Annotated in this window: 24 protein-coding genes and 2 pseudogenes; 10 read left to right on the plus strand and 16 right to left on the minus strand. The window is 66.2% G+C overall.

What is annotated here, in order from left to right:
* Positions 1-18: 18 nt before the first annotated feature.
* A complete protein-coding gene (locus tag BJ997_RS02575; RefSeq protein WP_035840116.1) occupies positions 19-618 on the minus strand; it encodes a histidine phosphatase family protein in 600 nt (199 codons plus the stop codon).
* A 185-nt stretch (positions 619-803) separates the two neighbouring features.
* On the opposite strand from BJ997_RS02575, the pseudogene BJ997_RS02580 reads away from it, so the two are divergent.
* The 3 genes and pseudogenes from BJ997_RS02580 to BJ997_RS02590 all read left to right on the plus strand — a co-directional run.
* A pseudogene (locus BJ997_RS02580) lies at positions 804-2,103 on the plus strand (short-chain fatty acid transporter).
* Positions 2,104-2,180: 77 nt separating this feature from the next.
* On the plus strand, positions 2,181-2,912 hold the full coding sequence (locus BJ997_RS02585; RefSeq protein WP_035840118.1) for an endonuclease/exonuclease/phosphatase family protein: 732 nt from the start codon (positions 2,181-2,183) through the stop codon (positions 2,910-2,912).
* A gap of 101 nt (positions 2,913-3,013) precedes the next feature.
* A pseudogene (locus BJ997_RS02590) lies at positions 3,014-3,178 on the plus strand (helix-turn-helix domain-containing protein); the annotation flags it as partial.
* On the opposite strand, the gene BJ997_RS02595 reads toward BJ997_RS02590, so the two are convergent.
* Positions 3,177-4,610 (minus strand): DUF222 domain-containing protein, encoded by a 1,434-nt coding sequence (locus BJ997_RS02595; RefSeq protein WP_052542733.1) that lies wholly within the window; start codon positions 4,608-4,610, stop codon positions 3,177-3,179. The pseudogene BJ997_RS02590 and the gene BJ997_RS02595 overlap by 2 nt on opposite strands.
* A gap of 59 nt (positions 4,611-4,669) precedes the next feature.
* Between BJ997_RS02595 and BJ997_RS02600 the strand changes: the two genes are divergently transcribed.
* Entirely contained in the window at positions 4,670-4,870 is a 201-nt protein-coding gene (locus BJ997_RS02600; RefSeq protein WP_084141773.1) for an integrase core domain-containing protein, read from the plus strand.
* A 78-nt stretch (positions 4,871-4,948) separates the two neighbouring features.
* Here the strand turns inward: BJ997_RS02600 and BJ997_RS02605 are convergent, their stop codons facing one another.
* Entirely contained in the window at positions 4,949-5,320 is a 372-nt protein-coding gene (locus tag BJ997_RS02605) for an A1S_2505 family phage non-structural protein (protein ID WP_035840121.1), read from the minus strand.
* A gap of 10 nt (positions 5,321-5,330) precedes the next feature.
* Complete coding sequence (locus BJ997_RS02610) at positions 5,331-5,537, minus strand: hypothetical protein (RefSeq protein ID WP_035840126.1); 207 nt, start codon at positions 5,535-5,537, stop codon at positions 5,331-5,333.
* Positions 5,538-5,591: 54 nt separating this feature from the next.
* On the opposite strand from BJ997_RS02610, the gene BJ997_RS02615 reads away from it, so the two are divergent.
* Positions 5,592-6,254 carry an HAD-IA family hydrolase gene (locus tag BJ997_RS02615; protein ID WP_035840129.1) on the plus strand — a complete coding sequence of 221 codons (663 nt, stop codon included), beginning with the start codon at positions 5,592-5,594 and terminating at the stop codon, positions 6,252-6,254.
* Between the two features lie 106 nt (positions 6,255-6,360).
* Entirely contained in the window at positions 6,361-7,245 is an 885-nt protein-coding gene (locus tag BJ997_RS02620; RefSeq protein ID WP_183323239.1) for a DarT ssDNA thymidine ADP-ribosyltransferase family protein, read from the plus strand.
* 132 nt (positions 7,246-7,377) lie between these two features.
* Here BJ997_RS02620 and BJ997_RS02625 read toward each other — a convergent pair whose 3' ends face one another.
* Positions 7,378-7,923: an MOSC domain-containing protein gene (locus BJ997_RS02625; protein WP_035836036.1), complete on the minus strand. Its 546-nt coding sequence runs from the start codon at positions 7,921-7,923 to the stop codon at positions 7,378-7,380.
* Between the two features lie 86 nt (positions 7,924-8,009).
* Here BJ997_RS02625 and BJ997_RS02630 point away from each other — a divergent pair, with 86 nt between their 5' ends.
* Positions 8,010-8,474 (plus strand): Dps family protein, encoded by a 465-nt coding sequence (locus tag BJ997_RS02630; RefSeq protein ID WP_035836035.1) that lies wholly within the window; start codon positions 8,010-8,012, stop codon positions 8,472-8,474.
* Between the two features lie 83 nt (positions 8,475-8,557).
* On the opposite strand, the gene BJ997_RS02635 is transcribed toward BJ997_RS02630, so the two are convergent.
* Positions 8,558-8,944: a VOC family protein gene (locus BJ997_RS02635; protein ID WP_035836034.1), complete on the minus strand. Its 387-nt coding sequence runs from the start codon at positions 8,942-8,944 to the stop codon at positions 8,558-8,560.
* A 57-nt stretch (positions 8,945-9,001) separates the two neighbouring features.
* Between BJ997_RS02635 and mgrA the strand changes: the two genes are divergently transcribed.
* Positions 9,002-10,027, plus strand: coding sequence for an L-glyceraldehyde 3-phosphate reductase (gene mgrA / locus BJ997_RS02640; protein WP_268871358.1), 1,026 nt, complete (start codon positions 9,002-9,004; stop codon positions 10,025-10,027).
* Between the two features lie 119 nt (positions 10,028-10,146).
* Here mgrA and BJ997_RS02645 read toward each other — a convergent pair whose 3' ends face one another.
* Positions 10,147-13,173, minus strand: coding sequence for a DEAD/DEAH box helicase (locus BJ997_RS02645; RefSeq protein ID WP_052542092.1), 3,027 nt, complete (start codon positions 13,171-13,173; stop codon positions 10,147-10,149).
* Positions 13,174-13,303: 130 nt separating this feature from the next.
* Between BJ997_RS02645 and BJ997_RS21145 the strand changes: the two genes are divergently transcribed.
* Together BJ997_RS21145 and BJ997_RS21150 are read left to right on the plus strand one after the other, a co-directional pair.
* Entirely contained in the window at positions 13,304-14,506 is a 1,203-nt protein-coding gene (locus BJ997_RS21145) for a bifunctional PIG-L family deacetylase/class I SAM-dependent methyltransferase (RefSeq protein ID WP_201771703.1), read from the plus strand.
* 79 nt (positions 14,507-14,585) lie between these two features.
* Positions 14,586-14,747, plus strand: coding sequence for a hypothetical protein (locus tag BJ997_RS21150; protein ID WP_221243921.1), 162 nt, complete (start codon positions 14,586-14,588; stop codon positions 14,745-14,747).
* A 48-nt stretch (positions 14,748-14,795) separates the two neighbouring features.
* On the opposite strand, the gene BJ997_RS02660 is transcribed toward BJ997_RS21150, so the two are convergent.
* The 9 genes from BJ997_RS02660 to BJ997_RS02700 form a co-directional block, all read right to left on the minus strand.
* On the minus strand, positions 14,796-15,509 hold the full coding sequence (locus tag BJ997_RS02660) for a GAF and ANTAR domain-containing protein (RefSeq protein ID WP_035836031.1): 714 nt from the start codon (positions 15,507-15,509) through the stop codon (positions 14,796-14,798).
* Between the two features lie 40 nt (positions 15,510-15,549).
* Positions 15,550-16,218 (minus strand): GAF and ANTAR domain-containing protein, encoded by a 669-nt coding sequence (locus BJ997_RS02665; RefSeq protein WP_035836030.1) that lies wholly within the window; start codon positions 16,216-16,218, stop codon positions 15,550-15,552.
* A gap of 91 nt (positions 16,219-16,309) precedes the next feature.
* Complete coding sequence (locus BJ997_RS02670) at positions 16,310-18,460, minus strand: S9 family peptidase (protein WP_035836029.1); 2,151 nt, start codon at positions 18,458-18,460, stop codon at positions 16,310-16,312.
* Positions 18,461-18,842: 382 nt separating this feature from the next.
* Positions 18,843-19,538: a GntR family transcriptional regulator gene (locus BJ997_RS21875; protein ID WP_236628876.1), complete on the minus strand. Its 696-nt coding sequence runs from the start codon at positions 19,536-19,538 to the stop codon at positions 18,843-18,845.
* On the minus strand, positions 19,519-21,234 hold the full coding sequence (locus BJ997_RS02680) for a dipeptide ABC transporter ATP-binding protein (RefSeq protein ID WP_052542091.1): 1,716 nt from the start codon (positions 21,232-21,234) through the stop codon (positions 19,519-19,521). Before BJ997_RS02680 ends, BJ997_RS21875 begins: the two co-directional genes overlap by 20 nt.
* Complete coding sequence (locus BJ997_RS02685) at positions 21,218-23,077, minus strand: gamma-glutamyltransferase family protein (RefSeq protein WP_035836028.1); 1,860 nt, start codon at positions 23,075-23,077, stop codon at positions 21,218-21,220. Before BJ997_RS02685 ends, BJ997_RS02680 begins: the two co-directional genes overlap by 17 nt.
* Before the next feature lie 4 nt (positions 23,078-23,081).
* Positions 23,082-23,969 carry an ABC transporter permease gene (locus BJ997_RS02690; protein WP_084141131.1) on the minus strand — a complete coding sequence of 296 codons (888 nt, stop codon included), beginning with the start codon at positions 23,967-23,969 and terminating at the stop codon, positions 23,082-23,084.
* Entirely contained in the window at positions 23,966-24,922 is a 957-nt protein-coding gene (locus BJ997_RS02695) for an ABC transporter permease (protein ID WP_035836027.1), read from the minus strand. Before BJ997_RS02695 ends, BJ997_RS02690 begins: the two co-directional genes overlap by 4 nt.
* Before the next feature lie 7 nt (positions 24,923-24,929).
* The gene (locus BJ997_RS02700) at positions 24,930-26,588 is read right to left on the minus strand and encodes an ABC transporter substrate-binding protein (RefSeq protein WP_052542090.1); all 1,659 of its coding nucleotides are present in this window, start codon (positions 26,586-26,588) and stop codon (positions 24,930-24,932) included.
* Positions 26,589-26,682 lie beyond the last annotated feature (94 nt).

Below are 26,682 nucleotides of genomic sequence, written 5' to 3' on the forward strand. Positions count from 1 at the left end.
CCAAGCGGGGCTGATGGGTCAGAGCACCGGGTCCATCGAGCTCAGGTGACAGGCGTCGTTCCAGCCCTGCAGTACGCGGTTCTCGCGCTCCCAGCCCAGTGACGACACCGTCGCGGTACCCAGCCCCAGGTTGCGGCCGCCTGTGGCGGGCAGGCCCATCCAGCGCGCGGCCATGATACGCAGAAAATGGCCGTGGGCGAACACCGCAACCCGCCCTTCGGCGGCGAGGCATTTCTCGATCGCCGCGTCGGCACGGGCCCCCACCTCGTCGGCGGTTTCCCCGCCCTGGATCGGGTCGGTCCATACCGACCAGCCGGCGACCTCGGTGCGGATGTCGTCGGTGCGCCGTCCCTCGTACACGCCGTAGTCCCACTCGAGCACGCTGTCCTCGGCGATGCCCTGGGAACCGTAGCCGGCGCGCTCCATCGTCTCCCACGCTCGCACCAGGGGGCTCGAGAGCACGAGGTCGAAGTGGGTGCCGTCGAGCATCCCGCCGAGCGCATCCGCTTGCTGGCGGCCGAAATCCGTGAGCGGAACATCCGTGCGGCCGGTGTGCTGGCCCGTGATGCTCCATTCGGTCTGCCCGTGCCGGATCAAAACGATGTCGTTCTGTGTCATGTGCGCCTCATCCGTCCCCCCAAGTCTAGGCAGGCGGATGCTGCGCCAAACGCCCCCCGGACGGGGACTGCTACGTTTACAAGGTCAGCGCAGACGCCCTGAAGCCACAACGTCGTAGCAACTCCAGGGAGAAGCCTGTGTCAACTGTCACCGAGAAGCGCGCCACCGGACCGGTCGCCGCCTTCATGAGACCAATCAATACGCTGGTCGAGCGCTATATACCGAGCGCCCTCGTTTTTGTCATCGTGCTGACCATCGTGGTCGCCATTCTCGCCCTCGCGCTCACTGACGCCGGACCTGTCGACGTGATCCGTAGTTGGGGCGACGGCCTCGCCGGCCTGCTCGCCTTCATGACCCAGATGGCCCTCGTGCTGCTGCTCGGCCACGCCCTCGCCAACACAAGTCCCGTGCACTGGCTGCTCACCAGGCTCGGCGGCATTCCTCGCACCCCGCTGCAGGCCTACGTGTTCGTCTTCGTGGTGGCGTCGCTCGCCTCGCTCATCACCTGGGGCCTCGGCCTCGTGGTGGGAGGCCTGCTCGCCAAGGAGGTGGCCGCCCAGTCGCGTGCCCGCGGCGTCAAGCTGCACTTCCCCCTGCTGGTGGCGGCGGGCTACTCAGGCTTCGTGGTGTGGCACATGGGGTACTCCGGCTCGGGTCCGCTGACAGCCGCCACCGAGGGATCGTTCCTCGCTGAGCAGCTCGGGCGCACCATCCCCCTCTCCGACACCATGTTTTCGCCGTGGAACATCGCCGCGGCCGGCGCCACCATCGTGGTCGTCGCCCCCGCCCTCGCTCTGGTGGCGCCGAAGCGCAACGCGCCCATCTTCGAGCTCGACTTCGATGCCCGCGAGAAGGCTGTCGCGGAAGAAGAGGTCGTGACGCCGGCCGACAAGCTTGATGCCAGCCGTATCCTCACCCTGCTCGTGGGCCTCGCGCTCGTGGCCTATCTGGTGATCCACTTCTCCGAGGGCGGCACACTCACCCTCGACATCGTGAACTGGTCGTTCCTGGCCCTGATCTTCCTACTGGTGCGCAATCCCTTTGAGCTGATCCGGCTCACCAAGGACGCAGCCTCGAACGTGGGGGACATCCTGTTGCAGTTCCCGCTCTACGCCGGAATCCGGACTGATCGGTGTGTTCTCGGACTTCTTCGTGAATGTCTCCACCCCTCAGACGTTCGGGCTGATGGCCCTGCTCGCGGCCGGGCTCGTGAACTTCTTCGTGCCCTCCGGCGGTGGACAGTTCGCCGTGCAGGGACCGATCATGCTCGATGCCGCCGAACGACTCGGCGTCGACCCCTCCGTCGCCATCATGGCTGTCTCCTACGGGGACCAGTGGACCAACATGATCCAGCCGTTCTGGGCCCTGCCGCTGCTCGCGATCGCCGGGCTCAAGATGCGGGACATTCTCGGGTACACGACCATCACCTTCCTCGCGGCCGGCCTCGTGTTCTGCGCCACTATGCTGATCGTCGGCGCGGGCTAAAACTGCGCACGCTGCAAACTCACGGGTTGAGGGTCGTAGGCTGGAATTATTCCTAATGAGTGTGAGGAAGGTCTTCCATGAAGGTCATCAGTTACAACCTCCGCAAGAATCGGGCCAGTGGTGAACTGGTCGCGTTGGCAGAACGTTACGACCCCGATATCCTGTGTCTGCAGGAATGCGACACCCTCGAGCTGCCCGCCGAGGTGGGTCTGTTGCACCTGGCGGACTCTACGGTGCGAAACCGCCTGGGGCTTGCGATCTACTACCGTCGGGACCGCTTTCGGGCGGTGAAGACGAAGACGTTTGCGCTCAAGAAGTCCCTGCACGATCGCGTGTTGACCCCGGCGCACGAGCGCCTGATCGGAACCCGCCTCGTCGACCTCGCCGAGGAGCGAGAAATCGTCGTGGCGTCGTTCCACGCCGCGCCGCTTACGGCACTGAACTCCCTGCGCCGCAACCAGATTCGGTCGGCCCATGACGAGTTGCACGAGCTGGGGCCGGGGCTGCCCACCCTGATGGTGGGTGACTACAACTACCCGATCTTCAAGCAGCACCTCAGTAATCGCGTGAACGAGTCCGGCTACGACCTGACGCTGAGCGACACCGTCACCTATACCCGGTATAAGTTCTTCCACGGCCACTTCGACCTCGCCACCTCGGTGGGCCTCAGCATCGACAAGGTCGAGACCCTGCCGAGCGGCACGAGCGACCACATGCCGATCTTGGTCAGCTCGTCCTACAGCGCCGACAAACCCATGCGACCGCTCAATTCGCAACTCGTGTCGCCGGATGGTGACTTCGCGATCTAGGTGTACCCGGCCATGACGTTGGTGACTTAAGAGGTTGAAAAAGGAGGACCTCCGGTGCTGAGTGGAGATGTTGAAAGTCTCACTTCACAACGGAGGTCCTCATGTCACACGTGAACGCCCGTTTGACCGTTCGTGGAAGGGCCCTTTTGGTCGAAAGGGTGCTCGGTGGTCGGCCTGCCGCGCACGTCGCTAAAGAACTCGGCATCTCTCGCCAGTGCGCCTATCGGTGGGTGCGACGCTACCGGTCCGAGGGCGCCGCGGGCCTCACACCTTGCGCTTATAGTGGGGGCCGTCGTGTCCTTTCGGTGCCGGGACCGGTGGTCGGCCGCCTCGTCGCGGAGTTCTCCTCGGATCGACACTGGCCGGAGGGATGAAGTACACCACGTTATCCTTCACGACCACGTCCCAGCCTTCGCGGTGGATGCGGTGGTGGCACGCACTACAGAGCATCACGCAGTTCGCTTGGTTCGTCGGCCCGTCATGCGCTTTGTACCAACGGATGTGGTGACCTTCGGCATAGCTGGGCGGCCGGTTACACCCGGCCGTGGCGCAGCCGCCGTCCCTTTCGATCGCGGCGAGCTTTTGCGCCGTTGTGAAGAGCCGTTTTCGGAGGCCGAAGTCGAGAACCTCGCTCTTGCCGCCGAGGACCATCGGGATCAAACACGCCTCCGCCGCCATCTTCCTGGCCGTTCCGGCGGAGATCGGCTGTTCGATCCCGTCGAGCTGGGCTTCGCCGAGCCCTGATTGCAGGGATTCGAGGGTCATCCTCACGATGATCGTCGTGTGATCCAGTGCCCCGAGTCCCTCTTTGCAGGAGAGGGCGTGACGCACGATGTCGACGAAGGCATCGAAGTTCAGTTGCGGCATTGTTCGGCCGTCGCCGATGATCTCGTGGTTGTCGCCACACCCGTCAGGATCTTCCTTGGCTTCAAACCTGGGTTTGCGCAGTTCCGCGCTGGTCATCCCGTCGATCGCGGTGTCCAGGAACGCCGCTGACACCGGGTCCGCATCGAGCACGTAGCGTTTCATGCCGTTGGGCAGCACCAGCCGATTCAACCCCCGCCGCGACACCAACACCTCCTCCCGCGGTTCCACACCATCCACGTCGAGGGCGTCCCGGTACCGGATGGACAGCTTCCGCACCGAATCCACCGGGTTCGCTACCGCGAACTCCACCAACTCCTTCTCCGCCATCTCGAGGTCTGCGGTCGTGGCCCGCGGGGCGGCCTGCTCGAGGTTCGCGGTGATGTACAGCGCCGAATCCACGGTGAGTTCCCCCGCATTGACCGCTCGAGCGACCTCCCGGTACTCGGGTGCCAGTTGCTCCCCGATCAGGCTCATCCTCGGCTTCGTCGCCTTCCCCACCCGTATCAACCGACCGGCCTCCGCCATCGAGATGTGACCGATGTCAGTCAGGGCCGCGGCGGCATTTCGGTTACCCGTCTGGGCGGCGATGCCGGTGTCGTGTTCGAACCTGTCGTTGAGCTCGCCCGCCTCCCGAACCAGAAGCGCCTGCGCCAACCTGACCACCTCAAAGGTGGCCGCCATGCTGGCCAGCAAACCCGCGTTCGTCATCCGCTGCACATCCACCCCGGCGTCGGGTTCCTCCTCAGTGCGCACACCACCACCCAGGGAGTGAGAGTACGTGTCGGCGAGTGCCGCCGTGCTCTCCACGAGGAGGTCCGTTGAAGTGGTCATGACCTAATTTTCCCAGCGACCACCGACATTCACGGGCTCTAAACGGCCCTGATCGGGGTATTCTATGGAAAACTCCCCAAGATTTTTGCCTGTGGAGGAGAAGTCCTCGCACCCTCACCACAGAGTGGGCCTCCGCACGAAAATACACGAGCCACGAACGCGCCGAAGCCCTTGCGCCCTGGCTGAACTTCTACAACACTGAACGCATCCACACTGGAATCGGACAGGCACCGCTCAGCCAAGTGTCACCAACGTCATGACTCAGTACAGCTAGCGGCCGCCCGTCGTGATCCTGCCGCATCGTGCCCGTCGCAACTCGACCGGCACGATGGTGGCGGTCAGGCGCCTCGCCCGGCGGACAGGACCGATCGGAACCGGGCCGGCAGCATCACGTTGTCGGTCGCCGCGTTGAACAACGGGGCGATCTGCTCGGGGGAGTAGCCGCCGATGCCGCAGCCGAGCTCGGTCACCAGAAACCGCAGTTCCGCGTGCGCCTGGGCGAGGGACAGGAAGGCCGCCACCTCCGCAGCGAGAACCTCCAGCCCGCTCATAGTGTCGATGGCGTAGGAGCGCCCGTGAAGGCCGTGACCCTCTCCCCAGATCGCTCCGAAGTTCGCGTGGGCATCAGCTGCGGCGCCACCCAAGTGGTGGCCGGTGGCGTTGGAACCGAATACGAAGATTTCGTTCGGTTCGAGACGAGTGATCATCATGTTGACCAGTTTAGGCGCGCACGCGCTCCAACAGCAGGGCGATCAGCAGCGCCTGTTGGTGCTCGGGTGACGTGAGCGCAACGGCCTCCTGCACGGCGATCTGGTCTTCCTCCGTCGACTGCGCCACATCGAATTCGGCGAGTTTCTGAATTACCGCGATGAGTCGCTGGGCACTCGGTTGGGGCGTATCGGTGGGGGTGGGTTCGGAAGTCTGCATCCGTATCACGATACCCGTCGCCTACCCTTGAAGGAACGTTCGAAGGGAACCAGCATGCAGACAGCCACCGAGGTGATGGGGCGGGTGTTCCGGGCCGTGCTCTTCGACATGGACGGCACCCTCATCGATTCGACTCCCGCCGTGAACCGATCCTGGCTGCGCTGGGCCGCCGAACGTGGGCTCGACGAAGCGTTCCGCAGTGGCAACCACGGCATGCCGGCCCGCCAGATCGTGGAGTCGCTCGTGCCCGCCGACGCCGTGGAGCAGGCACTTGCGCGCGTGCTGGCCCTCGAAACCGCCGATACGCACGACATCACGGTGCTGCCCGGTGCCGCCGAACTCCTGCTGAGCATCCCCGAACAACACCGAGCCATCGTCACGTCGTGCGGGCGCACCCTCGCGGCCGCGCGAATTTCAGCCTCGGGGCTGGCCGCGGCATCCGTTGTGGTCACCATCGACGACACCAGCCGGGGTAAGCCGAACCCCGAGCCGTTCCTCGAGGGGGCCGCACGTCTCGGGGTCGACCCGCGGGAGTGCCTCGTGATCGAAGACGCCCCGGCAGGCCTCGCCGCTGCCCGCGCCGCCGGCTGCGCGACGATCGGCGTGGTCGGAACTCACCAGGCGGACGAGCTCGAGGCCGACCTCGTGGTGCCGAGCCTCGAACGCCTCCGGGTGCGAGTCACCGAGACTGGCGTGGTCTTCAGCCTGCTGCCCTGATCGGCGCCCCGACTGGGTGAACTTCGGGCAAATTGTCACCGTGAGGTCGAAAATGAACGTAACGTTGGTGGGTGGTGTTTCTCCCATGCCCACGAAAGGTTGTGCCTTGGACGACGAATGCATTCACGGACTTGACGGCGGACTCTGCGCCGTCTGCTTCCCCCAGGCCGCACCGGAGGTCGTGGCCGCGCCCGTCGTGCGCAAGCGCTCCAGCAACGCCAAGCCGCCGTCGTTGACCGGACCGCGCACGGCGACACCCACCGTCTCCGCAGCGGCTCCGCGCAAAGCGGCGGCCGTGGCCAAGCGCCCGATCGATAACGTGGGCGAGCAGCGCATCTACCACGTGACTCACATCAGCAACCTCGCCGCGATCCTCGCCAGCGGCGGCTTGCTGGCCGACGCGAGCGACGCCCTCGAGGCGCGCCCCGCCGTGGACGTTTCCGCGGCCGACGTGCGTGAGGCCCGCCGCGCGGCCGCCCTGCCCGGCGAAAACGGCCTCGTGATCGCCGACTACGTGCCCTTCTTCCTGTCGCCCAACGCGAGAGTGTGGGACGCCATCCGCGCCCGCTCGGGCGACGCCCGCCTCGTGCTGAACGCGCACGGCTCCGACGCCTACGACTTCGTGATCTTCGTCAGCACCGTCAAGAAGGTTGTCGACGCCCACGCCGCCACGAACGACGACTTTCCGGCGGCGGTTGCCGTGGCCGACGGCGACGCGGCGCATGCTTCGACCCGTGTGGTCTCGACGAGCGAAGGCGTCGACCGGATGCTCGTGCGCCTGCGGTCCGATCTCGACTCCGACGCCCTGCTCACAGCGGAGCTGCTCGTGCAGGAGACCTTCCCGCTCGAGCTCGTCACCCTGCTCGGCGTGGCCAACGACCGGGTGCGCGACGCCGTGCGAGAAATCCTGAAGGCCTCCACCTATCGCCCCAAGGTCGCCGTATACCCGCCGTGGTTCCAGGCCTCCGAAGAAGAGGTTCTCGAGGACTAGTCCCGCGTCTTGCATGGGCATAACTCCTGCAAATCGGGACGGCCGAGCCGGACCTGCGCGTGATTCCGCGGCCGGATTGTGGTTGGCCCAGAATCTGCAGGAGTTATGCTCGCAGGCGCCCCGGGATCCGGGTCAGACAACGCCGAGCGGCAGTTGTTCTCCGCTCGGCAGCTCGACGCGGACGGCGTCGCCGGCGCGGATCGTGCCGTTTGCGGCGACGACGGCCATGACGCCGGCCCGTCGCACGGGGCGGCCGGCGGCATCCGTTGTGATGAGGGCTTTCATCAGGCCCGGCTGGTAGCCGTTAATGCTGCTGCACGGGCTGCGCATGCCGGTGATTTCGACGACGGCGTCGGCGCCGAGGTGCAGCCGGGCGCCGAGCGGCAGGCTCATCAGATCGACGCCGCGGGTGGTCACATTTTCGCCGAGCTCGCCCGGCGTCACAGTGAAGCCGTCGAGGTCGTCGAAGAGTTCGGCCTGGATCAGGTGCACCTGGGTCAGGTTGGGGCGAGTGGGGTCCTTCTTCGCCAGAAAGCGGTGCTGTGTGGTGGCGCCTGCATGGGTATCGCCCTCCACGCCGTACCCCGTGAGCAGACGGATCTCGCTGACCGTGGGCTTGCTGAACCGGTGTCGGTCGTCTCGGCTCACCGACACAACGGCCGGCTGTTCCTGTGGCATGTGTAGATTCTTGCATCCCTGCCCGTGATCAGCTTGCGTTGGTAGCCTCGGCACAGCCGAACACACCGCTTACGGAAAGAGGACACATGCACGCCTCCACCACTCTCAGCAACAACCTGCAATCCGTTCTGGTCGACCTGATTGAACTGCACGGTCAGGGCAAGCAAGCACATTGGAATGTCGTGGGCAAGAACTTTCGCGACCTGCACCTGCAGCTCGACGAGATCATCGTCGACGTTCGCATGTTCTCCGACCAGTTGGCCGAGCGGATGCGCGCGCTGGAGGCTCTGCCCGACGGCCGCAGCGCCACGGTGTCCAAGACCACCCACCTGGCGCAGTTCCCCGACGGAGAGGTGGACACGACCGAGACGGTGGGGCTGATCACGGAACGCCTCGACGCGACGGTGGACAACATGCGCGCCGTGCACGACGAGGTCGACGAGGAGGATCCCACCAGCGCGGACATCCTGCACGTCTTCATCGAGAAGCTCGAGCAGTACTCCTGGATGGTGGGCGCGGAGAACCGCGTTCCCAAGAAGCGCGCGCACTAACCGGCGGCGCGACGCGCAGGGGACGGATGCCGGCGCACGGAGAAGAGTGCGCCGGCATCCGAAACCTGCGCCGCCGCATCCGCTCAGCGCTCGTAGATTTCGAGGGGCAGGCCGTCGGGGTCGCGAAAGAAGAACATGGCCTTGAGGGTGTTCGGGTCGACGCGCAGTTCCTCGCAGTCGACGCCGCGGCCGAGCAGTTCCTCGCGAGCGACCGGAACGTCGTCGACGTTGAAGGCGAGGTGTCGCAGGCCGAGGGATTCCGGCCCGGTGCGCCGCGGGGGAGTGTTGGGAAACGTGAACAGTTCGATGAGATACGTGCCGTTGAGCGAGAGTTTGCCCATCCACGATTCGCGTTCGGCCCGGTAATACTCGGCCTCGAGTCGGCAGCCGAGCACCTCCTGATAGAACCGCTTCGATACCTCGTAGTCGCTCGCGATGATCGCGATGTGGTGAACGCCGTTGATCTGCATGCCTCCAGTCACTCACACAAATGCGTATTCAGCGGATGCCGTGGCATTATGACAAGGGTGACCTACCTTCCCGCTGAAACCCGCTACGAATCCATGCCCTACCGACGCACCGGGCGGAGTGGCCTCAAGCTGCCCTCGATCTCGCTCGGCCTCTGGCAGAACTTCGGCGACGACAAGCCCCTCGACACCCAGCGCGCCATTCTGCGGCGCGCCTTCGACCTCGGCATCACCCACTTCGACCTCGCCAACAACTACGGACCTCCCGCGGGAAGCGCCGAGACGAACTTCGGCCAGATCTTCCGCGAGGACTTCGCCGGGCACCGCGACGAGGTGGTGCTCTCCACCAAGGCCGGCTACGACATGTGGGAGGGCCCCTACGGCAATAACGGCTCACGCAAGTACCTGCTGTCGAGCCTCGACCAGTCACTCGGCCGTATGGGCGTGGACTACGTCGACATCTTCTACTCACACCGCGCCGACCCCGACACCCCCCTCGAAGAGACGATGGGTGCCCTGCACACCGCCGTCACGAGCGGCCGTGCCCTCTACGCCGGCATCTCCTCGTATTCGCCGGAACGCACCCGCGAGGCCGCAGCCATCCTCGCGGATCTCGGTACTCCGCTGCTGATTCATCAGCCCTCGTACTCGCTGTTCAACCGCTGGGTCGAAGACGACCTGCTCGACGCCCTCGACGAGCTCGGTGCCGGCTGCATCGCGTTCTCGCCGCTCGCGCAGGGGCTGCTCACCGACCGCTACCTGCAGGGCATCCCGGGCGACTCGCGGGTGGCCCGTGACGGCTCTGCGAACAAGGGCATGGTGAATGAGGCGACTCTCGCGAGCATCCGCGCCCTCACCGACATCGCACAGGCGCGCGGCCAGTCGCTCGCGCAGCTGGCACTCGCCTGGGTGTTGCGCAACACCGCGGTGACCTCAGCTCTCATCGGGGCGTCGTCGGTGGCGCAGCTGGAGGCCAACGTTGCCGCGCTCGACAACCTGTCGTTCAGCGTGGAGGAGCTCGCCGCCATCGACGAGCACGCCACCGACAAGGGCATCAACCTCTGGGCGGGCTCGAGCGCCGTCTGACCCGCATCACTCTCGCATAACTCCTGCAAATCGTCACGGCCTGGCCGGCCGCCCGCGTGATTCCGGGGCCGAATTGAAGCCGGCCCATAATCTGCAGGAGTTATGCGAGGTGGCAGAGGTCAGTCGAAGAGGCCGCGGATGTCGGCCGCGGTGAGGGACTCGCTGAACGCGGCGTCGTCGTTCATCACGGAGTCGAAGAGTTTGGCCTTTTTCTGCTTGAGCGCCATCACCTTCTCCTCGATCGTGCCGGTCGCCACCATTCGATACACCACCACCGTGCGGGTCTGGCCGATTCGGTGCGTGCGGTCTACCGCCTGCGCCTCGGTGGCCGGGTTCCACCACGGGTCGAGCAGAAACACGTAGTCGGCCTCGGTGAGGTTGAGCCCGAACCCGCCGGCCTTGAGACTGATCAGGAACACCGGTGCCAGGCCGGTCTTGAAACGGTCGATCACCTCCGAACGGCGCAGGGTCGACCCGTCCAGGTAACAGTACGGTGTGCCCTGGGCGTCGAGCCGAGCGGCGGCCAGCTTCAGGAACGACGTGAACTGGCTGAAGACGAGCGCGCGGTGTCCCTCGGCCACCACATCGTCGAGCTGTTCGAAGAGCGCGTCGAGTTTGCTCGACGGCACGTGCGCGTACGCGGAGTCCACGAGCGAGGCGTCGAGGCTGAGCAGGCGCAGCAGGGTGAGGGACCGAAAGATGATGAACCGGTTCTTGTTCATGTCCTCGATCAGGCCGAGCAACTTCTGCCGCTCGCGCTGCAGGAACGTGTCGTAAATGGTGCGGTGCTCGGGGTTCAGCTCGATGGAGAGCACCTGCTCCTGCTTGGCCGGCAGCTCCGGCGCCACAGTCTCCTTGGTACGCCGCAGTAACACCGGGCGGATGCGCCGGCGCAGCTTCGCGAACAGCGCCGGGTTCTCGGCACGCTCGATCGGGCGCACGTAGTCCTCGGTGAACAGCCGCGCAGACGGGAACAGGCCCGGTGCCACGATGCTGAGCAGCGACCACAGATCGAGCAGGTTGTTCTCCAGGGGCGTGCCGGTGATCGCGAGCTTGAACGGGGTGCGCAGCTCCTTCGCGCACAGGTGCGCCTGCGAGGCGCGGTTCTTCACGAACTGGGCCTCGTCCAGAATCAGGCCCGCCCAGCCGTGCGCCTGGTACGCGTCGAAATCGAGGCGGAACAGGGCGTACGACGTGACGATCACGTCGGCGCCGGCCGCGGCATTCGCTATCGACGCCCGGCCGCCGCCCTCGGTCTCGGTACGCGCGCGCACCGTGAGGCCCGGCGTGAACCGCGCCGCCTCCGACACCCAGTTGGACACGACGGATGTCGGCGCCACGACCAGGAACGGCCGCCGGTCGTCCGTGTTCTCGTCCGTGTTCTCGTCGGTCCGCGTGGCATGCTCGATCAGGGTGAGGGCCTGCAGGGTCTTGCCGAGTCCCATGTCGTCGGCGAGGATGCCGCCCAGCCGGTGCCGCCACAGAAACGCCAGCCAGTCGAAGCCGTGCGTCTGGTAGGGACGCAGGGTCGCCGTCACCCCGGGCGGCACCGGCGTGGGGTCGATGCCCGTGGCGTCGAGCAGCCCGGCGACCGCGGTGCGCCAGGCCACGGCCTGCTCCGTCTCGTCTGCGAGGTCTTCAAAGTCGGCCCAGAGGCTCGCCTGGTGACGGCTGATGCGCAGCCCGGTCTTCCACTCGCCCAGCTGCCGTGCCTCCTCGATGAGCTCGCGCAGCCGCTCGAACACGGGCTGCCGCAGCGAGAGGTAGCTGTTGTCGATCAGCAGCAGCCGGGTGTGCCCCTTCGAGAGAGCCATGAACAGGGGCGCGAACGGCACGCTCTTGCCCTCGATCGAGACGAGCACGCCGAGGTCGAACCAGTCGCGCTGGTCGGTCTCGACGGTCGTCACGGTGAGTGTGGGGGCCGCGGTCAACTCGCGGTAGGCGGGCTCGGTGCCGATCACGTCGACGCGAACTCCGGCCAGCGCGCGCAGGCGCGGCAGCACCTTCTCGGTGAACTCCGCCGCGTCGACGCCCTGCAGGGCGGGGATCGCGCTTAACTCGGCGTCGGCCAGCACGCCCGCAACCCTGGCACGCACCTCGGCTTCCGCCGCTGTGTCGCGGGCCTCGGCTTCGTCGGCCCCTGGCGTCAGCGGCAGCCGGGTGATAACTGAGCCCTCCCGATACTCCACGTCCGCGCCGAGGCGGAGCGTGTGCTTCTCTTCGAAGCGAGCCGTGAGCACGAGTACGGGCGGGGCAGGGTCGGCAAATCGAACAGAGGCATCCGTGCTCACTATCCGCATTCGGCGGCGGAGGGCCGGATAATACTCGGTGAGAAACTCCGTCACGTCGGTCTCTGGCACTGTGGCCGCCGATGCCCGCCCCACGAGGGCGAGTTGCTCGCCTGTGAGCGGATGCGGCGTGGGCGCAAGCGTGAACGCGGCGTGCGGGGCGAAATTGTAGGCGTAGATTCCGTGGCTGCCGATCGTTCCCGCCGACTCGACCGCGTGGGGAACCTCGTCGATGGCGAGGGTCGTGGCCAGGCGCAGGTCGGCCGCCTCGCGGGTGACGTCGAGGCTCACGCGTGCCTCGGCTCCGAGGTTCACGGTCACGTTCTTGCTGGTGCCCACGAACGCGATTCCGAGTTCGTTCGCGCGCCCCAGAAAATGCCAGAGCAGTGGGCTGCTGAACTCGTCGAGGTAGATCCAGTCGGCCTCCCTGCTGGAGTACACCATGCGCACTGCCCTGTAGAGCGCGATCAGTTCCGAGAACCAGCGATGCTGCACGGGGTCGAGGTTCAGCTCGCGCACCTGGAACGTGAGGTTGTTCCAGGCGAGGCTCGCGCGCACCCAGTTGCCGTTGTCGTTCTGCACGACCGGCCGCACGCCGAGCCGAAAGTCGCCGTGGCCAGGGACGACCGTCCTCACCGGCTGCGCGGTGGGCCCGCGCCACCGTTCGTTCGTGCGCGGAAGCTGCTCGCGCAGCTCGAACTGCAGGCCCATGCGCGTGGGCGGCGTGCCCGCGACGCGCGTGGACGGCGCGCTGCCGATGCGCCCCGAATGTCGGGAAACGGATGCTGCGCCCTGTTTCTCCGGCACGGCCAGCAGGGCCTTCCACGAGGGAGTCGCCCCGGTGTCTCTCTCCGTCATGGCTCAATTTTGTCATGCCGGCTCCCGCTCATCGGATTGCGCGGGCTCCACTCTGGCTGGGGTGCCGATCTGGTGGTAGGGTCGCGTCGCCACGGCGAGGTGGCGGCGGTCGTGGAGAGGACGAAGCGCCATGGTGAACCTAGGCCAGTGGGATGACGGCACGCCGGAGAAAGTTTGGGCGGCCTCGGACTGGCGAGCCCGCCTGCCCGCCCTTCCGATCGACGACCTGCGGCGCCTCGTGGTGGTCGCTGCCCATCCCGACGATGAAACGCTCGGTGCGGGGGGCCTGATCGCGCGGGTGGCGGCCCTCGGCCTGCCCATCTCGGTGCTCGTGTTGAGCAATGGCGACCAGTCGGTCCCCGATTCCAGCCCGTACTCTGCCGAACGGCTGGCCGCCATCCGGCGCATTGATGTGATGAACGCCGTGGCAGCCTTGGCGCCCGACGCGACCCTGCGCCTGTTGGAGTTGCCTGATGGTGCGCTCTCCGATCACGTTCGCGATGCCTCGGCGGCCATCACGGCCGAAGTTCTACCGGAGCAACCCGGGACCTGGATTGTGGCTCCCTGGCGAGCGGACGGGCACCCGGACCACATCGCGGCGGGGGATGCCGCAGCTGACGCGGCCAAGGCGGGCAACGCGCGTCTTTTCGAATACCCGATCTGGGCGTGGCACTGGTCCTCTCCGACCGAAGACGTCTGGCCGGACGACGCGTTGCGCGCGCTCGACCTGAGCCACGCCGAACGGGACGCGAAGGCCAGGGCCCTCGGCCTGCACCAGGGCCACGGCCACGAACTCTACGAAGCACCGGGAGACGAACCGCTCGTGAAACCACAATTCAGCGCACACTTCACCCGCGGGTTTGAGACATTCATCGAGGCGGGTATTGAGGCGGTCGAGGTCGATTCCGACAGCGACAGCGACGCCGACGAGGAAGCTTCCACTCGCCAGGAGCCCACGCGCCCCGGCGAGAGCCTTCCCGCACCGTTCTTCGATCAGCTCTACCGGGGTGAGAGCGATCCGTGGGGCGTCGAAACCCGGTGGTACGAGGAGCGCAAGCGCGCGCTCACCCTGGCCGCTTTGCCGCGCCAGAGATTCAGGTCTGCCCTCGAACTGGGCTGCTCCACCGGTGTGCTCACCGTGGAGCTGGCCGCGCGCTGCGATGAGTTGCTCGCGGTGGACAGCGCCGAGCAGGCGCTCGAGATAGCCCGTGCCCGCCTCGGGGGGGCAGCCGAACGTCAGGTTCGAACGCAGGTTTCTGCCGGCGGAGTGGCCCACAGGCACCTTCGAGCTCATCATTCTCTCCGAGGTGGCGTACTACTGCTCAGCGACTGATCTGCGACGATTGCTCGAAAAATGCCGCGCGAACCTCACCGCAGATGGGGTCCTGTTGGCCTGTCACTGGCGCCACCCCGTGCCGGAGTATCCGCTCAGCGCCGACAACGTGCACACCCAGCTCGCCCACGTGGCCGGGCTTCAGCGTACCGTCCAGCATCGGGAGAAGGATTTCCTGCTGGACGTCTTCGAGCCCCGGCCGGCGCGGTCGGTCGCCGAGCGCGAAGGACTGGTGTCCTGAAACGCGTGCGTCGACTGAGGTGCGGAAACACTGGCCAGCGGAAACGGACTAGACGGTCACCACGTTGTTGATCACGTTTTCGGCACTGACGTGCATGGCCTCGTTGTGCGATCTGGCGTAACGACGCAGACGGTTGAAAGCCTCATTCATGTCCACGTTGCTGCGCTGCGCGATGACTCCCTTGGCCTGCTCGATCAGCACCCGGCTGTCCAGCGCTCGCTGCAACTGCTCCTTGATGACGGCGTTCTCGCGTACCGCGCGCTCCTGCAGGATGCTGATGGTGGCGACATCCGCGAGTGCCTGACCGATGGCGGCGTCTTCCTCGCTCAAGATGCCTGTTTGTGCGCGAAAGAGGTTCAACGCTCCGATAGTGTTGGGCCGAACGCGCATCGGTATCGCATGGACGGAGCGAAAGCCCTGGGATAGAGCGGCCGACTGAAAGTCCGGATACCTGTTGCCGTCGGTTTCGATGTTGCTGAGGGTCACGACGTTACCCGTGATGTAAGCATCGACGCAGGGTCCGACTCCAGCGTCGGTCTGGAGAATCTCCACTAGTTGGCTTTCCTCGCTCGTGGAGGCGAGCACCTGCAGATGCCCGTTTGCGTCCGCCAGAAGCAGCCCGGCGGCCGTCGCATCGACCAGCTCGACAGACTGCGCTACCAAGGTATGCAAAACATCGAGCATGTCGTATTCGCCGACCAAGGCGTCGGCCAATTTCACGAATGCTGCGCTTACAAGCGAAGCACGAGTTGCGGCTGCCATGCTCCGATTGTACAACCGATGACACAAAATATGGAGGGGGTCAAGACGTGAAAACGAGCGTCCTCGCAACGACTTCGCGGGCGACGTCGCGCATGGACTGATCGTTCGCGAACGCGTGCGCTCGCATGCGCAGGAGTGCTTCCGTAGCCGTTAATCCGAGCTGTACGAGAACCATTCCGGTGGCTTGGTGAATTTCCCGACGTGAGAGGGGAGACGACTCGTCGGTGGGGCTCATATTCCTCGCGTTCAGGGTGAGGATGCGGTCGAGCAGGCTCCAGGCGATCCGATCAGCCAGGGCCACAGCGATCTCCTGATCCCTGCTACTGAGGGGATTCGGTGAGCGACTGTACAGTTCCACGACGCCCACGTTGAGGGCGCCGACGATCAGGGGGAAAATGAAGAGCGACTGCACGTCGGTGTCGAGCAGGGCTTGCCAGTAGATCGGCCAGCGCTCATGCGAGCTGTTGCGCACGTCTGCGAGCAGCACGGGGGCCCGGGTGGTCACTGCGTCCCGGCGTGGGCCTTCCCCGAGGTCGAACTGCATCTCATCCAGTTTCGCCGCGAGCGTGTCCGTCGCGCAGACGCAGGCCTCCGGCAGCGAGGCGCTGAACACCGAGACGGCCGCCCCCGTCACCGGTAAGGCGGCGAGAAACTGCGCGCACACGGCCGTGTCATAGTCGCGATTTTTCGCGTAATCCCATGGCGACATAATCGACTGGCCCTCCTGGCCCTCGCTGTCCGGCTCCTATAGGATACGACCGCTTGGCTCGGTTGCTGGAAAGATTGTTCCAACCGTCCACTCAGTCGATCACCGCAGCTTCCTCGCCAGACGGATGCGCGTTCGCCGCGTCGACCACCCACGCGTAGTTGAAGGCGCGCTCGCGCCACGCACTGTACCGGCCGGATACCCCGCCGTGGCCGGCCGACATCTCGATCTTGAGCAGGGCATCCGCTCCCACCTCGCGCAGGCGCGCGACCCACTTGGCCGGCTCGACGTACAGCACCCGGGTGTCGTTGAGGCTCGTCACGGCGAGGATACGCGGGTAGTGGGTGTCGCGCACATTCTCTACGGGGGAGTAAGACTTCATGTACGTGTACACCTCAGGGTCGTGCAGTGGGTCGCCCCACTCGTCCCATTCGATCACGGTGAGTGGGAGGGACGGGTCGAGGATGGAGGTGAGGGCGTCAACGAACGGCACCACGGCGAGGATGCCGGAGAAGAGCTCGGGCGCCATGTTCGCCACCGCCCCCACGAGCAGTCCGCCGGCGCTGCCGCCCTCGGCCACGAGGCGGTCCGGCGCTGTGTACCCCTCGTCGATCAAGTGCTCGGCGCAGGCGACGAAGTCGGTGAAGGTATTGCGTTTCTGGTGCGTCTTGCCCTGCTCGTACCAGAGCCGGCCGAGTTCGCCGCCGCCACGCACATGGGCGATGGCGAAGATCATGCCCCGGTCGAGCAGGCTCAACCGGGGGATGCCGAAGCCGGGGTCCACGCTGTGCTCGTAGGACCCGTAGCCGTAGAGCACTGTGGGTGCGGGCTCACCGGGGGTCACGAGGTCGCGTCGGTAGACGAGGGAAATGGGGATGCGGGTGCCGTCGGCGGTGCGGGCCCATTCCCGGCGCTGCTCGTACAGTGTGGGGTCGTAGCCGCCACGCACGGGTTGTTGCTTGAGCAGGCGCCGTTCGCCGGTGGCCACCACGTAGTCGTAGACCGTGCCAGGGGTAACGAAGCTCGTGTAGCCGAGCCGCACCGTGGGCTGGTCCCACTCGGGATTGCCGGCCGTGCCCACCGCGAACAGCTCCTCGTCGAAGGTGATCTCGGTGAGCCCGTGGTCGGGGGCGCCGCGGTCTTCCCGACGCGCCACAGCCACCCGGGTCAGGCCATCCTGGCGGTATTCCACCACGACGAAGTCGCGGAACGCATCAACGCTCTCGAGTCGGATCTCGGGGTTGTGGGCCAGCAGCATCCGTTTCTCGCCCTGCGGGTCTGCGGCGGCCACGCTCACGAGTTCGAAGTTCACGGCCTGGTCGTTGTGCACGATCAGCAGGCGGTCCGTTCCGTCGATCACCGCATGTTCCACGTCGTATTCCACGCCGTCTCGACGCGGCCAGACCACGGCGAACTCGCCCGTCGGGTCGCTGCTGTCGAGGATGTGGGTCTCGGTCGTCACGCTCGAGCCGGCCTCGATCATCAGGAATCTGCGGCTGCGGGTGAGGCCGATGCCCACCCAGAAGCGTTCGTCAGACTCGGTGAAAATACTGGTATCAGTGGATGCCGCGGTGCCGATGTCGTGGCGCCACACGGTGTCGGGACGCCAGGCATCGTCAACCGTCGTGTAGAAGAGGTAGCGCCCGCTCGGGTCGAAGACGGCGCCCGCGCTCGTGTTGGGGATTTCGTCTTCGAGGTTCTCGCCTGTGGAAATGGTGCGGACGCGGATCGTGTAGCGCTCGTCGCCCTCCACATCGACCGCGTAGAGCAGGTGACGGCCGTCGGCTGTCAGGTCGAAGCTGCCGAGCGAGTAGAAGTCGTGGCCGGCGGCCTCCACGTTGTCGTCGAGGAGCACCTGCTCCCCGATCAGGCCGGTGCCGGCACCGCCCGCCCCTGACGCATCGACAAACGGCGGCACCCAGTCGGCCGCGTCCGTGATCGGTGCCCGGCAGTGGATGCCGTATTCCTGTCCCTCGACGGTGCGGGTGTAATACCACCACTCGCCGCGGCGCACCGGCACGCTGAGGTCGGTCTCCTGGGTGCGGCCCTTGATCTCCTCGAAAATCTGCTCTTGGAGCAGCTCGAGGTGCGTGGTGCGCCGGTCCGTGTACGCGTTTTCGGCGTCGAGATGGGCGATCACTTCTGGGTTGTCTTTGTCGCGCATCCACTCGTAATTGTCCACGTGCACGTCGTTGTGGTGGATGCGTTGCTGCGGCTTCTTCGCCGCGATCGGAGGAGTGCTCATGCTCAAGGGTACCTACAAAGCAAGTGCCGACATCCGCTCGTTCGGAAGCGGATGTCGGCCCTTTCGTCCTGGTAGGGGCTGCGCGGCTACGACGTCGTGATGACCGTTTTGCGCCGTGCGGACGTTTTGGGGGGCACGGGAATGATCGTGCGGGATCCGGGGCAATCCTCCGTGGATCCGTCTTTCGCGTGATATGTGGCGAATCGCGTGTCCGACGTGATCCAGACCAATTGATTGCATTCTGGGCATTCAATGTGTAGCATCTTCACGAGAATCCTTCCCGTCGCCGTGTCTGTGTGATCGGTCGATGATCTCAGAATACGACCGGACCGCAGGGTTCCGTTCATCCCACTCCGGGGGTACGTTTTAGCGCGCCGAAGTGCTATGATCCTGCGGATTCGAAACGGCTCAGATAGCCGGAACGGGCCGAGCCCACGTGATCGGCCATCAGCCGCTGGGCCAGATCGGCATCACCCGCGTCGATCGCGGCCATGATCGGCCTGTGGTCCTGCCACAGTCGTTTGCCACGTGACTGCTTGTCAGCGGCGTAGAGCCACTCGATTTTTCGGGAGATCTGTTTGAGCAGCACCGTCAGTGACGTGCTGCCGCTGAGGTCCGCGAGGCCGAGGTGGAAGAGTCCGTTGAGTGCGGGAAGCGATTCCAGGGTGCCGGCCTCGACCGCGGCGTCTCCGGCGTCAAGCAGGCGCGCGAGCTCGCGGCGGGCCGGAGCCCACGCGGCGAAGGGCGCGGCGGAGAACTGGGCACGCGCTCGTTCGGCGGCGCGCCGGGAGATCGCCGCCTCGAGTACCTCGCGAATGGCGAACAGATCGTCGGCATCGGCCACCGGAATTTCGCACACCCGGGATCCCGCGTAGGCCCTGGACTCCACAAAGCCTTCGGCCTCGAGGGCGTGCAGGGCCTCCCGCACGGGCACCCTCGAGGTGCCGTAGGTCGTCGCGAGAGACGATTCGGTGATCCGGCTGCCGGGCGCAAGAGTGCCGAGAACAATGTCGGCGCGGATGGCGTCCTGCACGCGGTACCGGGGTGAGGCGATCTGGTCAGCGGGCGAAAGCGGCACCGGGGATGGCTCCTAATAACTCGTGGGTGTAAGCGGCGTCGGGGGCAGTGAACACCTGGTTCACGTCTCCGTTCTCCACGACACTTCCCTGCTGCATAACCACCACATTATGCGCAATCTGGCGCACGACGGCCAGATCGTGGGTGATGAAGAGGTAGCTCAGGCCGAGGCGTTGCTGCAGGTCCTGCAGCAGGGTGAGAATCTGCTCCTGCACGAGCACGTCGAGGGCGGAGACGGCCTCGTCGCAGATCAACACCTCCGGCTCGAGAGCGAGCGCGCGGGCGATCGCCACGCGCTGGCGTTGGCCGCCCGACAGTTCGTTGGGCCGGCGTTGGGCCACGCCACGGGAGAGCGCCACCTGGTCGAGCAGCTCGGCGACGCGCTGTCGTCGACTCGCCCGGTCGCCCACCCTGAAGATACGCAGGGGTTCGTCGATCAATCTTTCGATGCTGTACGTCGGGTCGAGTGAACCGTACGGATCCTGGTATATCGGCTGCACCGTGCGCCGCAGACGGCGCAGCTCGCTGCCGCTGGTCGACGTGATGCTGCGCCCGTCGACGAGCGCCTCACCGCTGGTCGCGGTGTCGAGGCCGAGCAGAATGCGCGCGACGGTGGTCTTTCCGGAGCCGGACTCGCCCACGAGCGCCGTCGTCGTGCCACGGGCCAGGGAGAAGGTCACGTCGTTCACCGCGCGCACGATGCCGCCGCGCTGGCCGCGCAGGGTGAATTCCTTCACGAGGTTGTGCACGGCGAGAATGGGCGTGGCGCCCCCTGCGTGCGCCGCCGGGCGAGCCAGGACGGATGCCGGCGGCGCGTTCCGCACGCCGAGCGCCGGTGCCGCGGCCACGAGCCGCTTGGTGTACTCGTGCTGGGGGTTCAGCAGAATCTCACGGGGGGTACCGATCTCCACGATCTCCCCCTCCGACATCACGATTATGCGGTCGGTGCGGTCGGCTGCCAGCCCGAGGTCGTGCGTGATGAACAGCAGCGTGGTGCCCCGCGCGTCCACGAGGGCCTGCAGGTGGTTCAGGATCTGGCGTTGCACGGTCACATCGAGGGCCGAGGTGGGTTCGTCGGCGATGAGCAGCTCGGGTTCGCTGGCCAGGGCGATGGCGATGAGCATCCGCTGGCGCATGCCGCCGGAGAACTCGTGGGGAAACTGACGAGAGCGCCGGGCGGCATCGGGGATGCCTGCCTCCGTCATGAGCTCGACCACCCGGTCCTGTCTTGCGGCCCGGGTTCGCAGGCCGTTGCGGGCCACGTTGCCGGCGAGGGCATCGTCGATCTGCGCGCCGACCTTCATCGACGGGTTCAGGTTGGAGGCCGGGTCCTGCGGAACCAGGCCGATGCGACGGCCGCGGATGCCCCGCATCCGCTTCTCGGAGGCTGCCTGCAGCTCGAGCGTCGCGTGCGCGGCGCCCGGACTGACCGAACCGTGCAGACTAACCGATCCGTTCGTGATCCGTCCGTCGCCGGGCAGCAGGCCCAGGATCGCGCCCACGATCGTGGACTTGCCGGAGCCCGACTGGCCGACGATGGCGACCCGCTCGCCGGGGAACAGGTCGAAGCTCACCCGGTGCACGACGGCAACCGGGTCCTCGCCGAAGGAGACCTCGAGATCGCGCACGGCGAGGAGCGGCGCGGCGGTGGTCGTGACGGGGGGCACTCCGGCCGTGACCTCAGCGTCCTGCGGCATAACCCTGTGCTCCCCGGGGGTTCGCGGCGGCCTGCAACAGGCCCGTTGTCGGGTCCTTCGTCACCGACGAGAGTCGCCCGAGCGACCAGTCGCCCGAGCGTGTGATCACATGGCCGCGCTGTTCAAGCTCGGCGATCACGTCCTCGCCGAGGCGGTCCTCCACCACGGCTCCACCGGGGGTCCAGGTGCGCGGCCAGAAGGAGCCGGGGAACGATGTGGTGTGAAAGGCGGGGGCATCGATGGCCTCCTGTGGGGTGTAGCCACCGATGATCGTGCGCAGCAGGTACAGCAGCTGCCACTGGTCTTGCTGGTCGCCGCCCGGGGAGCCGAGTGCTGTCACGGCCACGCCGTCTTTCAGCACGAGTGTGGGGGTGAGAGTCGTGCGCGGGCGCTTGCCGGGGGTGAGCGTCGACGGGGAGCCTTCTTCGAGCCACGTCATCTGGAGTCTCGAGCCGAGGCAGAATCCGACCTCGGGGATGGTGGGGGACGACTGCAGCCAGCCGCCGGATGGCGTGGCGGAGACCATGTTGCCCCAGCGGTCGACCACGTCGATGTGGCAGGTGTCACCGCGCATCTCACCCGAGGGCATCACGACGGGTTCGGCAGCGGATGCCGCGGCGGGCGCCGCCACGGTCGGCTCACCGACGCCCACGAACTGCACCTCAGCGCCGAGGACGGCGAGTGCCGGCGGCAGATAGGCGGTGCGCATCGGCGGCACGAAGGCTGTGACCCCTGGAACGGTTCCCGGGCGGAATTCGTGCGAGGCGTGCTCACTGATGAGCTGCCGGCGGGAGTCTGCATAGGCGAATGACAGGAGGTAGTCGAGCGGTACGTCGGCGTCGCCGTAATACGTATCCCGGTCGGCGAGGGCGAGTTTTTCGGCCTCGAGGATGGTGTGAACTCCGAGCGCGGTCGACGGGTCGAGGTGTTCGTCGTCGAAGCCTTCGAGGATGGTGAGGATCTGCAGCAGCACAGGTCCCTGGCCCCAGGCGCCGGTCTTGGCAATGGTATGACCGCGGAAAACCGCGGTTGCGGCGGGTTCGAACGACGCCTGGAAGCCGGCCAGGTCGGCCAGCGTCATGACGCCGCGGTGGTCGGTCCCCGACGAGTGGCGGTGCGCAGTCGTGCCGAATTCCACCAGCGCGCGGGCCACGAAGCCTTCGCGCCACTCCGAGCGGGCGGCATCGATGCGCGCCTCGCGTGTTTCCGCCGCGTCGGCCGCCGCGAAAATGAGGCGTTCGAGTACGCGTGCCCAGGGCTCGTTGGTGACGATCTCACCGGCCACCGGAAGGCGGCCGCCGGGAATCCACTGCGCAGCGGATGTCGGCCAGTGTTCGATGAAGAGGTCGGAGACGGCCGCGATGGTGTCACAGACTCGCGCCAGGATGGGGTGGCCGTTTCTGGCGTACCCGAGGGCGAAGTCGAGCACCTCGTCGAGCTGCCAGCTGCCGTGGTCACGCAACAGCAACAGCCACGCGTCCACGGCGGCGGGAACGGCGGCGGCGAGGGCGCCGGAGCCCGGAACGAGTTCGAGGCCTTCCGCGAGGTAGTGTTCGCGCGTGGCGGCGGCAGGGGCCGGCCCCTGCCCCATCAGCACGATCGGCACCCCCGGCTGCTCCGCCGTGGCGAAGACGCCGGTCATGTCGCCGCCGGGGCCGTTGAGGTGCGGCTCGACGATGTGCAGCACGAAGGCGCCCGCGACGGCTGCGTCGAAGGCGTTTCCGCCCCGTTCGAGCACAGCCTGCGCGGTCGCTGTGGCGATCCAGTGCGTGGACGCGGTCATGCCGAAGGTGCCCTGCAGGGTGGGGCGGGTGGTGAAGGGGTTCGGAGGCGTGAAGGTCATGTTTCTACTTTCGGCTCGTGGTGGTGGGATCTAGGGCGTCGCGCAGCGCGTCGCCGAACAGGTTGAAGCCGAGACAGATCACGGCGATGGCGACACCGGGAAAGATCGCCGCGGTGGGGGAACGGAAGATGTACTGCTGCGCGTCGGAGAGCATGATGCCCAGGCTCGGTGTGGGCGGCTGGATGCCGAGTCCCAGGAACGACAGGAGGGCCTCGCCGATCACGGCGACGGGCATGATGACGGTGGCCTGCACGATGATCGCCGAGGCGCAATTGGGCAGCACGTGCTGAAAGATCACCCGCAGTCCCGAGGCGTTCATCGTTCGGGCGCCGAGCACAAAGTCCGTTTCCTTGATGCGCAGGGTTTCCCCGCGCACCACCCGGATCATGGTGGGCACCTGCGCCACGCCGAGGGCGATCGCCGCGTTGCCGAGGCTCGGTCCGCTGATGGCCGAGAGTCCCACGGCGATAATGAGGAACGGAAAGGCGAGCGTGACGTCGGTCAGGCGGGAGATTATGCCGTCGAGCCAGTTCCAGTAGCCGGCCAGTAGCCCGAGCGGGGTGCCGATCACCACGGCGAGCAACACCGAGAGCACGCCCACCTGGAGTGACACCCGGATGCCGAAGACCATGCGGGAGAAGATGTCGCGACCGAGGTCATCTGTTCCCATCAGGTAGCCCACGGTGCCGGGTTGCTGGAAGGGCGCGTCAAAGTTAACGTCTGCCGGATCGTAGGGGGCGATGAGTGGGGCGAAGACGGCCACGAGCAGCACGACGGCGAGCATGACGCCGCCCGCGATGCCGAGGGGGTTGTGGCGGAGCGAGCGCCAGAGCCGGCCACGACCGTTGCCCAGGTCGTGTGACGCCAGGGCGATTGTTCGGGTCTTGGTCACGAGGTTCTTCCTCCCACTCGGATACGCGGATTGATCACGGAATAGAGGATGTCGACGGCGAGGTTGATCAGGATATAGCCCACCGTGATGATGAGAACGACGGCCTGGATCACGGGGTAGTCGCGGGTGAACACCGCGTCGAGGGTGAGCTTGCCGAAGCCCGGCAGGGCGAAGATGCGCTCGGTGACCACAGCGCCAGAGATCAGCCCGCCGAGTTGCAGCCCGACGATCGTGACGACGACGATCAGCGAGTTACGCAGGCCGTAGCGCACGAGCACTCGGCCACCGCTGAGACCCTTTGCCTTCGCGGTGCGCACATAGTCGGTCTTCATCGTCTCGATCATGGATGCCCGCGTCTGCCGCATGATCACGGCGGCGAGTCCGGTGCCGAGAATGATGGCCGGCAGCGTGAGGTGGTAGATCGCTCGCACCGGATTCTCGCTCATCGGCACGTAGCCGGAGGCGGGGAACCAGCCCAGGGTCACCGAGAGGTAGAGGATGGCGAGAATACCGAGCCAGAAGTTCGGCACCGACAGCCCGATCAAGGCAAGGCCGTTTGCGATCCATTCGGGCCAGCGGCCTCGAAAACGTTCGGCGACCACTCCGAGCGCCACGCCGATGAGCACGGCGACGAGGATCGCGTAGGCGGAGAGCCACAGCGTCACGGGCAGTGTCGTGGCGATGAGGTCGGTGACAGGGGCGCCGGTGCGGGTCGAATTGCCGAGCTCCCCGCCGGCCATGTTGCCCACGAAGGTGAGGTATTGCGTGATGAGCGGTTCGTTGAGTCCGAGCTGCACGCGAATGGCCTCCACGCGCTCGGGCGTGGCTTCTTCCCCCGCCATGGCGAGGGCCGGATCACCCGGCAGCTGGCGAACCCCGATGAAGACCACGAGCGAGGCCAGAATCAGCGTGATCGCGGACTGCCAGAGCCGGGTGATCAGGTAACGTGCCATCTGTCGCCTACTCGCCTTCGACGAATGCGACGTCGCTCAGGTGCACGACGCCGTCGGCGAAGGTGTGGATGCCGGCGATGTCGGTCGAGTACGCAGTGAGGCTGCGCTGACGGTAGAGATACACGATGGGGTTGTCTTCCTGCACCTGGGCCACGGCCTGGCCGTAGAGATCCGCGCGATGGGAGACGTCAGTCGTGGCCGCGGCATCCGCCAGGAGGGTGTCGACGTCGGCGTTGCTGTAGCCGGAGTAGTTGTTGCCGCCCCCCGTGGAGAGAAAGTTGAACATGTTGCCGTGCGGGTCGACCCGGCCGGACCAGCCGAGCTGCAGCGCGTCGAACTCGCCGCGGGTCTGCAGGTCGAGCAGGGTGGAGTACTCAACGGGAGAAATGGTCAGCTCGAAGCCGCCGTCGGAAACGGATGCCTGCAGCGCCTGCGCGAAGCGCAGAGTGTCGGGGTTGTTGCTCACGAGCATGTCGATCGCGTAGGGAAGTTCGACACCCGCCTCCTCCAGCAGTCTCTGGGCGCCCTCGGGGTCGTAGGCCGGGCATTCCTCGCTGAGGGCTGAGGTGAACGGGCTCGCGGGGGAGACCGGGGAACAGGCCGGTTCGTACCAGTCGTTGAACACGCTGCTGACGAGGGCTTCGCGGTCAACGGACATCGAGAGTGCCTCTCGTACCGAGGTGTCCTGGGCCATCGGGGTGTCGATCACACCGGGCGCGCTGCCGATGCCGTCGGTGTTGCCCATGTTAATCGTGATGCCCTGATAGCCGAGGGAACCCACCTGCAGGATTCCGATTCCGGATTCATTCGAGAGGGCGCCGACGTCCTGGGGAGAAATCGAATCGGCGGCGTGCACGTCCCCCGAGCGCAGGTTGGCCGCGCGGATGTTGGAGTCGGTCATGATGCGGTCCGTGATCGTGTCGAGGTGCACGCTGCGCGCGTCATAGTACATGGGGTCGCGCTCAACTGTGATGGAGGTCTGCGGTACCCGCTCGACGAACTTGTACGGTCCCACGCAAACGGGGCTGTCGCCGAACGAGTCGCCGGTCTCCGCGAGAGCCTGGGGGGACATGATCATGCCGGCGCGGTCGGCGAGGGCCGCGGTGATGGGGGCGAAGGGCTCGGAGTAGGTGATCTGAACGTGGTCGACGTCCGTTGCGGTCACGGCGGTGATCGGGCCAAGCTCGCTCGTGCGGCTGGAGGCCGGCAGGGTGAGATGGCGTTCGATCGTGGTGGCAACGGCTTCGGCGGTGAAGTCGGTGCCGTCGGCGAAGACGGCGTCGGTGCGCACGGGAATGGTGACGGTGAGTCCGTCGGCAGAGAACTCCGGCAGGTCGGTGGCGAGCTGCGGAACAATGGCCCCGTTGGCGTCGAGGTCGTAGAGCTTCTCGCACACCGTCTGCATGACATAGCGGGTGTAGAGCGACGATGACGTGGTCGGGTCGAGTCGGTCGGGCTCGGCCGAGAGTGCCATGACGAAGTCTCCACCCTCGATGATGGTCTGGTCGCCGATCGGCGCGCTCGTCACGTCGACGCGAGCGGAAGACTCGGGGGTGGTCTGCAGCTGTTGCGCCTGGCAGGCCGTGGTGGAGAGCGCGAGCCCGGCGGCGAGGAGCGGAATCCAGAGCGTGCGGCGGGTGGTCAGACGCGAGAGCGGTCGAGGCATAAAAATCCAATGATCGGCGAATCACAGCTTTCTTAGATTGAATACAATCATCCACATATTTCACTGTTTGTATACATTTGTAACGATCTCGTTA

Source organism: Cryobacterium roopkundense (assembly GCF_014200405.1).
GTDB classification, from domain to species: domain Bacteria; phylum Actinomycetota; class Actinomycetes; order Actinomycetales; family Microbacteriaceae; genus Cryobacterium; species Cryobacterium roopkundense.